Annotated in this window: 8 protein-coding genes; all 8 read right to left on the bottom strand. The window is 36.2% G+C overall.

Annotated features, from left to right (window positions below):
* Window positions 1-588 precede the first annotated feature (588 nt).
* The gene (locus ENL20_11855; protein ID HHE39249.1) at window positions 589-1,017 is read right to left on the bottom strand and encodes a GNAT family N-acetyltransferase; all 429 of its coding nucleotides are present in this window, start codon (window positions 1,015-1,017) and stop codon (window positions 589-591) included.
* A gap of 146 nt (window positions 1,018-1,163) precedes the next feature.
* Complete coding sequence (locus tag ENL20_11850) at window positions 1,164-1,505, bottom strand: phage holin family protein (GenBank protein ID HHE39248.1); 342 nt, start codon at window positions 1,503-1,505, stop codon at window positions 1,164-1,166.
* Window positions 1,506-1,844: 339 nt separating this feature from the next.
* Complete coding sequence (gene ftsZ, locus ENL20_11845; protein ID HHE39247.1) at window positions 1,845-3,011, bottom strand: cell division protein FtsZ; 1,167 nt, start codon at window positions 3,009-3,011, stop codon at window positions 1,845-1,847.
* An 8-nt stretch (window positions 3,012-3,019) separates the two neighbouring features.
* Window positions 3,020-4,285 carry a cell division protein FtsA gene (ftsA, locus tag ENL20_11840; GenBank protein HHE39246.1) on the bottom strand — a complete coding sequence of 422 codons (1,266 nt, stop codon included), beginning with the start codon at window positions 4,283-4,285 and terminating at the stop codon, window positions 3,020-3,022.
* The gene (locus tag ENL20_11835; GenBank protein HHE39245.1) at window positions 4,282-5,037 is read right to left on the bottom strand and encodes an FtsQ-type POTRA domain-containing protein; all 756 of its coding nucleotides are present in this window, start codon (window positions 5,035-5,037) and stop codon (window positions 4,282-4,284) included. Before ENL20_11835 ends, ftsA begins: the two co-directional genes overlap by 4 nt.
* Entirely contained in the window at window positions 5,034-5,945 is a 912-nt protein-coding gene (murB, locus tag ENL20_11830; GenBank protein HHE39244.1) for a UDP-N-acetylmuramate dehydrogenase, read from the bottom strand. Before murB ends, ENL20_11835 begins: the two co-directional genes overlap by 4 nt.
* A gap of 182 nt (window positions 5,946-6,127) precedes the next feature.
* A complete protein-coding gene (locus tag ENL20_11825) occupies window positions 6,128-7,486 on the bottom strand; it encodes a UDP-N-acetylmuramate--L-alanine ligase (GenBank protein HHE39243.1) in 1,359 nt (452 codons plus the stop codon).
* Between the two features lie 35 nt (window positions 7,487-7,521).
* On the bottom strand, window positions 7,522-8,574 hold a 1,053-nt coding region (murG, locus tag ENL20_11820), incomplete at its 5' end, for an undecaprenyldiphospho-muramoylpentapeptide beta-N-acetylglucosaminyltransferase (protein ID HHE39242.1).

Genomic DNA, 8,574 nt, shown 5'->3' with positions numbered 1-8,574 from the left:
CATAAAAGACAATGTTAAAATTAATAGAGCAGATGTCATCAAATATATTGCAAATAAGCTTGGTGGCAATCATTATGATACAAGAAGAAAAATGATATTAAATAAAAAAAATCTAAACAAGAAGTACATTCAACTTGATACTATTCGAGATAAAATAGAGATTGTTGGTAAAGAAGCAATTTATTATGAATTTCTAAATATAGGTCAATGTCTAATTGATAGTCCAGATGTTAAAAGGTTTGTTGAAATATTGCGTCTACAAATTGATTTTTTATAATGAGAATAAAACAATCAATCACTTCCCAAAAAAAAATAAATCAATAAGCTGATAAACATTTCCCCAATAAAACTATTGACGCGATCTTAAAATTAAACTGCAACTCTGAACCAGTGGATAGGAGATGCAGGATTGCTTAAATTAATGTTCTTTACATAGTTATCATATCGTTTAATAGTCATCATAAGCAGTGAAAGCAGCAAAAAAGTATAAAAAGCATAGATCCGACACCTGCAAGCATCGATTCGAGGATTACAGACTACGATCCGAGGGTTGCAGGGCGGGAGTTATTTGTCTCATACATATAATTTCTAAACATCAGGATGATTTCTTTTTGTATAATAAATGATCTCTCGATGTGGTTTGTATCCTGATTTCTCAAATAATTTCAGAGAGCGGTCATTCCAGTCCTCGATCAAACAGGCAAAAATATCCACACCTTCTTTGATAAAAAATTCTTCTGCTCTTTTGATCAAAAGCGAAGCCAGACCTTTTTTCTGAAATTCCGGATGAACAGCCAGACGGTTGATCCAGCCTTTTCTCCGGTTATGACTTGCCATGACAAAACCGATCAGCTTATTTTCCTTGAATACTGATAAGTAGAGGTTTTCCGGTTTTTTTATCTGCTTCTCGAATTCTTCTTTCCGGTCTCTTCCTTTTGGTTTGAAGGGAAGCCCGGCATCGATCCATAATCGGATCAATTGCTCGTAATCTTCGATCTTGAATTTTCTGATTTTCATTTTTACCCGCGAAATACACGAAACAACGCGAAAAAGATTTAAGACAGGATAACAGGATGAACAGGATGAACAGGATTCTTTTCTGTTTTCATTTTTATCTGGTAAATCCTGTTATCCTGTCCAATTTAAAAGGATGGAGTTCGGTGTTATTTTCTTATCAGCCATTCCAGGATCATATTCACGATCGAGATAAGCAAGGCAGCAAAAGCAGAATTAAGACAGCCTTCGATCTTGAATTTAGGCACGATCTTTGAGACAATTATCAAAGAAAAACCATTAATGACGAGCAGGAAAAGTCCGAGAGTCAGAATTGTAATAGGTAAGGTCAGGATGATCAGGATTGGTCGGACAATAGCATTTACAACAGCAAGAAGTAACGCTGTCAGGATTGCTGTGAAAAAATCCTCGACATAAAATAATTTCGTGGCTTTCCCAACCAGGTAAATGGAAAATGACAGGATCAGGATTCTTATTATAAATTCATTCATAGATACATTTTATTCGATTCGTAAAGAATGACGAGTCGAAATAATAACTGAAGAATCAGTTAGTTGACCTTCCGAAGACTTCTACTAACTTTTCTCGCAATTCAGGATTCGAAGGTTTGACCGAGAATTAAAAGTAAATTCCTTTTGCACTTTTCCGAATCTTATTGAAAGAGTTCTTTTGTTGGAAGCTTCGGAAAGTCAGTTCTTTTTCCTAATTCAACAAGTTTAACAGATTCAACTGATTCAACTGATTCCTCACATTTCGACTCGTAAGTGAAACGGCGAGTTGAAAAAGAAGAGTTTCAAGACGTCGTCACAAGCTCCTTACGACTCGAAAATCTAATTAGAAAATTTCCTCATAAAAGCAGGGATATCCATTTTAGGTTTGATCTGCTGCTGCTTGCTCTCCTGCTGCTGTTTTTCAATATCATTTGTTCTTGGATTTCTGATCCTTTCCAGGATATCGTTCAATTCCTCACTACTGTCTTCGCTTTTTTTCTTGAAATTCTCGATTTCGTAAACTTTTGTATTAGTCATCTTTAAACCGGTAGCGATCAGAGTTACTTTGATTTTTTCTTCCATTTTTTCATCAAAGATAATTCCGTTGATAATATCACCCTGATCTCCGGTTTCTTTGATGATATTATTGAAGATCTGTTCGAATTCATCCATTTTCACAGCTTCACTCGCTGTAATATTGATAAGGATTCCCTGGGAGTTTTTCAGGGAAACATCGGAAAGAAGCGGATTGGACATGGCTGCTTTGGCAGCATCAACAGCACGATTTTCCCCTTCTCCGATCCCGGTTCCGATCATGGCAAAACCTTTGTTGGACATAACGGTCTTGACATCTGCGAAATCTACGCTGATATAACCGCTGAAATTGATGATATCAGAAAGAGCTTTGGCTGCGTCATAAAGAATATTATCAGCTTTTTTGAATGCCTGGATAACGGTCAAGTCCGAGTATTGTTCCTTGATCTTCTCATTCGGAATAACGATCAGGCTATCAACATTTTCTGCTAATTGTTTTATCCCATCCTGGGCATTCATCCTTCTCTTTTTACCTTCCCAGTTGAATGGTCGATTCACGATCCCGATTGTCAGGATTCCCATTTCTTTTGCCATGGAAGCAATAATAGGAGCGGCTCCGGTTCCGGTTCCACCGCCCATTCCGGCAACAATAAAAACCATATCTGCTCCCTCGAGATGATGTTTGATATCTTCCCTCGATTCTTCCGCAGATTGTCGACCGAGTTCCGGATGAGCTCCGGTTCCGAGACCTTTTGTAGTTTCTTTTCCCAACTGCAATTTCAACCTTGCCTTCGATTTCTTCAAATCTATGATATTGGTGTTGGCTGCAATAAATTCGACTCCTTCGAGAGAATTTTCGATCATGGTATTGATCGCATTTCCGCCGGCTCCACCGACTCCGATGATCTTTATATGGGTTCCAATTGAAGTCAATTCCTTCGTTAAATCGAGTTCAATATCAATTTCTTCCATGTATCCTCCTATAAATACTCTTTTAAACTGGCTATGATCTTCTTAAAAAAACTTGTGAAAGGATCGCTTGTTTTCAATTGCCGGATCTTATTGTCCTTATCCAAAACCAAATTCTGGGCTTGATAAAGAATGCCAACGCTGGTTGCATATTTCGGATTTTGCAGTCGTTCTGTTGGACCTGCCAGTCCGCTCAAATCAGGATAACCGGTTTTTGTGGACATATTAAAAATATCTTCAGCTAATTTTTCGGAATTCTTCAGCAAAGATGCTCCTCCGGTGATCGTTAAACCTGCAGTTATCATTTTTAATTCATTATGTTCGTTTAATATCTTATATGCATCTTCCAGGATCTCTCTCATGCGAGCTTCGATAATTTCTGAGACATAACGCAATTTTCTCGTTTTTGATTCTCTTCCGGCAATGCCTTCAATTTTAATATTTTCATCGTCAGGAACCGAAGATGCAATGGAATTTCCATAATTTATCTTCAGGTCTTCTGCATTTTGAGGAGAAGTCTGCAAACCGATAGCAAGATCTTGAGTTATGTTCGTTCCTCCGAGAGGAATAACAGCACTGAACCGAATACTTTCTTTATAGAAAACCGCAAGATCGGTAGTCCCTCCTCCAATATCGATCAAAACCGAACCGAGAGTTTTTTCGACTTCATTTAGAACAGAATAAGAGGAAGCAATAGGTTCGAGAAATATCTCTTCGACTTTGTAACCGGAAAGTTCAACACATTTAGTGATGTTGCGGATCGTGTTTATATCTGCCATCACAATATGAACATAAGCAGAAAGATTGAAACCGCTCATATTCACCGGATTCATAATTCCGACCTGTCCGTCGATATCGTAATACTGGGGGATTGCATGAATGATATCAAGTCGTTCGTTTCCCTGCTGGATCTTGATATTATTTTTTGAATTCGTGATCACATTATCGACATGTTCCTGGGTAATTTCGCAAGGTTCGGAGCCGGTCGTCAGAGAGATTCGACCAAGTGTATTCTGGCTTTTCATGTGTTCACCGGCAATTCCGACATAAATATTTTTTGCTTTGGTCTCGGACATTAATTCCGCTTCATAAATAGCATCACTGATCGATTTGGAAGCTTTGGAAATATCTATCACAATCCCGTTTACAAGTCCTTCTGATTTTCCGGTCCCAATACCTTTGATCTCCAATTTTTTTTCCTCATCGAGAACTGCAATAATGACACAGATCTTGGTTGTTCCGATATCGATTGCAGTGATGATCTGTTCTGATCTCATGAATTCTCCCGACCTACGATGAGCTGATTACTGAAGCGAAGATCAACAATATTGTCTTTTTCAAATCCTTTATTTTTTTCCAGGAAATTAAATCTTAATAATTTACTTCTGATATCATCTTCTCCGAAAATTATTTTATAACCAATATTCACTTCAGTCATACAAATATCTCCGTTTTCTAAATAAAATTCGGAAATTTTATCAATGAATTCTTTATCTTCGAGTTGAACTTTTTCATAAAAATCAAAAACTTTATTCACAAAATCATTCTCAATAGTTTCACCATAAACGATGTTTTCCTTCTTTAAATCCGTTTCAATTACAGGCAGGATTTCAGCACTGTAGAAATTATCATTATCCAGAACTATCTTCTCATTATCAATGGGAAAGAGTTCCCCTTCTTTAGTTTTTAGATAGAACAAACCAAGTCTTTCGACGATTTTGATCCTTAGTTTATGAGGAAATATTCTGCTGATATTCGCATTTTTTACACGCACAATATTGGTATATCTTCTTTGTATCTCATTTTTGGAAATTGCATAAAGATTTTTTCCATAGCAATCTTTGGAGAGATTTTTAAGAAAATCTTTTTCCAGGTTATGATTTCCCATGATCTTGATTTCGGAGATCTCAAAAAAACTGAGTTTTGTGATCAAACTTCTGATCCCGATCACACTCATAATAATTAGCAGGATCAAAAAAATATAAATGAAATAATACCGGCTCGAACCGCGTCTTTTTTTCTTCTTCAATTGATCACCCTTATTTCCGTTTCCAGTTTTATCTGGAATTTTTCATATACTTTTTCCCGGCAAAGTTTTATCAGGTCTATTACATTTTGAAATGTTGCATTTCCTTTATTAACTATGAAATTTGCATGTTTTCTGCTGATTTCAGCATCTCCAAAATTTCGTCCTTTTAATCCGCATTCTTCGATCAGTTTTCCAGCAGTTTTTCCTTCCGGATTTTTGAAAATACTTCCTAAACTCGGATAATTATACGGATGTCTTTCTTTTCTTTTCGATAAATATTTTTTTAGATCAGAATCAATTTCCATTTTTGATTTTGACTTTAAATCCAGTTCGACAGTTAAAATAAAACCATTGATAGATGAACCATTGATAGATGTTTTTCTATAATCAAATTTCAGATTATCCTTTTCAAATATTTTTATATTACCGGATTTATCCATAACCTCAATCCAATTAACGAATTCGGAAATATTATGACCAAATGCTCCTGCATTCATAAAAACTGCACCACCAAGATGAGCTGGAATTCCGTATAAAAATTCCAATCCGCCAAGCTCATGCTCCTGCAGAATTTGAACAAATTCGTTGAGATAATAATTTGCTGAGACAACTACTTTATTTCTGTTTATTCGTAATGATTTCGGTAACTTTTGATCGTGAATCAAAAACCTGTTTCTGGTATTGCCAAAAAGAATGTTAGAACATCCTCCCAAAGGCAGAATTTCATGATTTTCTTTTTTTGCTTTTTTTATGATCTTATTTAAATCGCTAAAAGTGTGCGGTATAAAGAGATACTTTGCTTCCTCCCCAATTTTGATATTTGAGTATTCCTTCAAACAACTCGTTGAAAAATTTGAAGTTAGCGTTTTTGTGTCAAATACTTTTTCCATTTTTTCTTTTTTCTTCATCAGTCTTCGTTAAAACTACGCCCTGACAAGCGAATTACATGAATTTCATTAATTCAACTTATTAAACTAATTCAACCGTTCCGAAGGTCAAGTGAAAGAAATTTCTCTGGTAGAGACCGTTCGGAAGGTTTTCCAAGTTCAACTTATTCAACCATTGCGAAGGTCAAGACCATTCGCAAGATTTATTTGAGAAACTTCTCACCGAACTGATAAATATTTCCCGCTCCCATTGTGATGACAATATCATTGGAATTGGAAACTTCCGTTATTTTTTCAACGATCTTCTCATTTGATTCGACATAATGAACATTTTTATGACCAGTTTGAATGGCAGCATCTGCAATCATTTTACCGGTAATTCCCGGGATCGGTTTTTCTCGTGCCGGATAGATCGGAGTTATCAACAGAATATCTGATTGGAGAAATGAACGACCGAATTCCCGATAGAAATCTCCGGTTCGGGAAAACAAATGTGGTTGGAAGATTACGACAATTCTTTTATCCGTGTTTTCTTTGATACCTTTCAGAGTTGCTTCTATTTCAGTTGGATGATGAGCATAATCGTCGTAAACAATGACTCCGTTTTTTTCACCTTTGAATTCAAACCTGCGAAAAACTCCATTGTATTCTGAAAGACCTTTTTGGATCAAAGAAAATGGAATTTCAAGATCCAAACCGGTGGCAACTGCGAGAAGTGAATTTAGAATGTTGTGAATTCCCAGAACATTCAGTTTTATTTCTCCGAGTTCTTTTCCATCAAAAATGGCTGTATATCTGGATTTGAAATCCTTCATCTTAATATTTTCTGCTCGCAGATCTGCCTGTTTGGAAAGTCCGTATGAAATTATTTCTTTCTTTATTTCCGGAATTATCGATTGCACTCCGTGATCATCCAGACAGGCAATAACACTTCCGAAAAATGGAACTTTGTTCGCATACTCAACGAACGCTTTTTTGATCCCTTCCAGGTCTTTATAACAATCGAGATGATCGGCATCGATGTTCGTTATGCCGGCAATGATCGGACTTAAACTCAAAAAGGAACGATCAAATTCATCGGCTTCTACTACAATATATTTTCCGGAACCGAGAAGATTATTGGAGCCGAAATTTTTAACGATTCCTCCGACAATTACAGTCGGTTCGAGTTTTGCTGCTGAGAGAACCATTCCCACCATCGAAGTTGTCGATGTTTTTCCGTGCGTTCCGGCAATTCCGATTCCGTAGCTCATTCGCATAATTTCCGCAAGCATTTCTGCTCTTCTAATTACCGGAATTTTCCTGGCAAGAGCAGTCGCAACTTCCGGATTATCATTTTTCACTGCTGATGATTTGACGACAACATCTGCATCTTTGATCAGATTCGCATTATGACCTTCACTGATTTTTGCACCTTTTTCCTGCAAGTGTTTGGTGATCTCCGTTAAGCGCATATCCGAACCGCTGATCTCAAAACCTTGATTCATGAGCAGTTCTGCAATTCCACTCATGCCAATTCCGCCGATTCCAACAAAATGGATCTTTTTGGTTCTTCCGAGCATAATTTTCCTTTATTGTTTCTTAAACTTGCCAAATTTTAGAAATTTGGCAAGTTTTTCAATTTCAAAATCTCTTTCGCTATAATTTTAGAAGAATTTAGATGTTTACTTTCTCCAAAATTCTTCTTCATTTCCATATATTTTTCTTTCATTTCCAATATTTGATCTTTTAATATTTTATGATTTAAATTTTTCTGTTCCAGAAGAAAAGCAATATCCTTCTCAACCAGTTCCTGAGCATTGAAATGTTGATGATTTCCTGCTGCAGAAGGAAGAGGAATCAGAATTGATGGAATTCTTTTTGTTTCAAGTTCGGCGAGAGATAATGCTCCGGCTCGAGCAATCGCAAAATCGACGGAATTATAGATCTTTCCCATTTCATTGGAGAAATCAAATATATAAATTCCGGTTTTTTTTTTCACTTTTTCTTTGATTTTTTCGAAACTGTATTTTCCTGTTTGCCAGATGATTTCGATTCCTTTATTAAGAATATCATCAACAATCGGTAAAAGATTATTATTCAAGATCAACGATCCCTGACTTCCTCCGAAAAGGAAAAGTTTCAACGAATCTTTTTTTAATCCGTATTTTTTAAAATCGATTTTCTCTTTTTCATTGATAACATTTGTGTTTATCGGATTTCCTGAAATTATCACTTTTCCAGATGGAAAATATTTTTTTGCTCCTTCATTTCCCAAAAATATTTTTTCAGCATATTTTGATAGAATCCTGGTCGTAGCACCGGGAAACGAGTTTTGTTCCTGCAGAAAGATCGGGATTTTTTTCAGATGAGCAGCATAACCCACAGGACCGGAAACAAAACCACCTGTTCCGAGAAAAGCGTCAGGTTGGAATTCTTTGATGATTTTTTTAGAAGCAAAAATGCTGTTCAATAATTTAAAAGGAAATTTCAGATGTTCAAGAGTGAATTTCCTGTAGAATTTTTGGACATTAATACTCTTAAATGGAATTCCTGATTTTTGAACAAGCTCCTCTTCCAAACTGTTTCTATTTCCTACAAAAAGGATTTTAGCATTCTTTTTTTGCAATTCATCTGCAATCGATAGAGCAGGAATTATATGACCGCCCGT

This window comes from Candidatus Cloacimonadota bacterium (assembly GCA_011372345.1).
Taxonomy (GTDB): Bacteria; Cloacimonadota; Cloacimonadia; order Cloacimonadales; family TCS61; genus DRTC01.
This window is presented reverse-complemented; position numbering and strand designations above follow the sequence as displayed.

Excerpts from the sequence above, each read along its gene's own strand:
- ENL20_11855 (HHE39249.1), bottom strand. The coding sequence starts at position 1,017 with ATGAAAATCAGAAAATTCAAGATCGAAGATTACGAGCAATTGATCCGA.
- ENL20_11850 (HHE39248.1), bottom strand. The coding sequence starts at position 1,505 with ATGAATGAATTTATAATAAGAATCCTGATCCTGTCATTTTCCATTTAC.
- ftsZ (HHE39247.1), bottom strand. The coding sequence starts at position 3,011 with ATGGAAGAAATTGATATTGAACTCGATTTAACGAAGGAATTGACTTCA.
- ftsA (HHE39246.1), bottom strand. The coding sequence starts at position 4,285 with ATGAGATCAGAACAGATCATCACTGCAATCGATATCGGAACAACCAAG.
- murB (HHE39244.1), bottom strand. The coding sequence starts at position 5,945 with ATGAAGAAAAAAGAAAAAATGGAAAAAGTATTTGACACAAAAACGCTA.
- ENL20_11825 (HHE39243.1), bottom strand. The coding sequence starts at position 7,486 with ATGCTCGGAAGAACCAAAAAGATCCATTTTGTTGGAATCGGCGGAATT.